This is a genomic window from Variovorax sp. 01N425 (assembly GCF_056399465.1).
In genome coordinates, this window is sequence record NZ_JBFTRJ010000048.1 from 1 (window position 1) to 1578 (window position 1578).

The 1578-nt window shown below is 69.3% G+C and carries 1 protein-coding gene; it reads left to right on the top strand.

All coding sequences use genetic code 11. The annotated features are described in order from the left end of the window. On the top strand, positions 1 to 1578 hold a 1578-nt coding region (gene acs / locus AC1DSC_RS32600; protein WP_478132090.1), incomplete at both ends, for an acetate--CoA ligase.

Genomic DNA, 1578 nt, shown 5'->3' on the forward strand with positions numbered 1-1578 from the left:
GCCGACGACGGCGCCGTCACCCGCGTCAGCTACAAGGAACTGCTCGCCCGCGTGAGCCAGTTCGCCAACGCCCTGAAGGCCGCCGGCATCGGCAAGGGCGACCGCGTCATCATCTACATGCCCATGACCATCGAGGGCGTGGTCGCCATGCAGGCSTGCGCGCGCATCGGCGCCACCCACAGCGTSGTGTTCGGCGGCTTCTCCGCCAAGGCCCTGCAGGAGCGCATCATCGACGCCGGCGCCGTGGCCGTCATCACCGCCAACTACCAGCTGCGCGGCGGCAAGGARCTGCCCCTCAAGGCCATCGTCGACGACGGCATCGCCCTGGGCGGCTGCGAATCCATCCGCACCGTCTTCGTCTACGAACGCACCSCCAGCGCCTGGSCSCGTGTCGAAGGCCGCGACAAGACCTTCGCCGARGCGCTCCAGGGCCAGAGCACCGACTGCCCGCCCGTGCCGGTCAACGCCGAGCACCCCCTCTTCATCCTCTACACCTCCGGCTCCACCGGCAAGCCCAAGGGCGTGCAGCACGCCACCGGCGGCTACCTGCTGTGGGCCCGGCTCACCATGGACTGGACCTTCGACATCCGGCCCGAGGACGTCTTCTGGTGCACCGCCGACATCGGCTGGATCACCGGCCACACCTACGTCGCCTACGGCCCGCTCGCCGCCGGCGCCACCCAGGTCGTGTTCGAGGGCATCCCCACCTTCCCGCACGCCGGGCGCTTCTGGCAGATGATCGARMRRCACCAGGTCAGCGTCTTCTACACCGCCCCCACCGCCATCCGCTCGCTCATCAAGGCCGCCGAATCGGACGAGAAGGTGCACCCCAGGAACTGGAACCTGGACAGCCTGCGCATCCTCGGCTCGGTCGGCGAGCCCATCAACCCCGARGCCTGGATGTGGTACCACCGGAACATCGGCCATGAGAAATGTCCGATCGTCGACACCTTCTGGCAGACCGAGACCGGCGGCCACGTCATCACGCCCTTGCCGGGCGCCACGCCGCTGGTGCCGGGCTCGTGCACGCTGCCGCTGCCGGGCATCATGGCCGCCATCGTGGACGAGACCGGCAAGGACCTGCCCAACGGCGCGGGCGGCATGCTGGTCATCAAGCGGCCCTGGCCCTCGATGATCCGCACCATCTGGAACGACCCCGAGCGCTTCAGGAAGAGCTACTTCCCCGAGGAGATGGGCGGCACCATCTACCTGGCCGGSGACGGCGCGGTGCGCAGYGMMGACCGCGGCTACTTCCGCATCACSGGGCGCATCGACGACGTGCTGAACGTCTCGGGCCAYCGCCTGGGCACGATGGAGATCGAATCGGCGCTGGTGTCCAAGACCGACCTGGTGGCCGAGGCGGCGGTGGTGGGGCGGCCCGACGACGTGACGGGCGAGGCGGTGTGYGCCTTCGTGGTGCTCAAGCGCGGGCGCCCGAGCGGCGAGGAGGCCAAGCAGATCGCCAACGAACTGCGCGCCTGGGTGGCCAAGGAGATCGGCCCGATCGCCAAGCCCAAGGACATCCGCTTCGGCGAGAACCTGCCCAAGACGCGCAGCGGCAAGATCATGCGGCGCCTG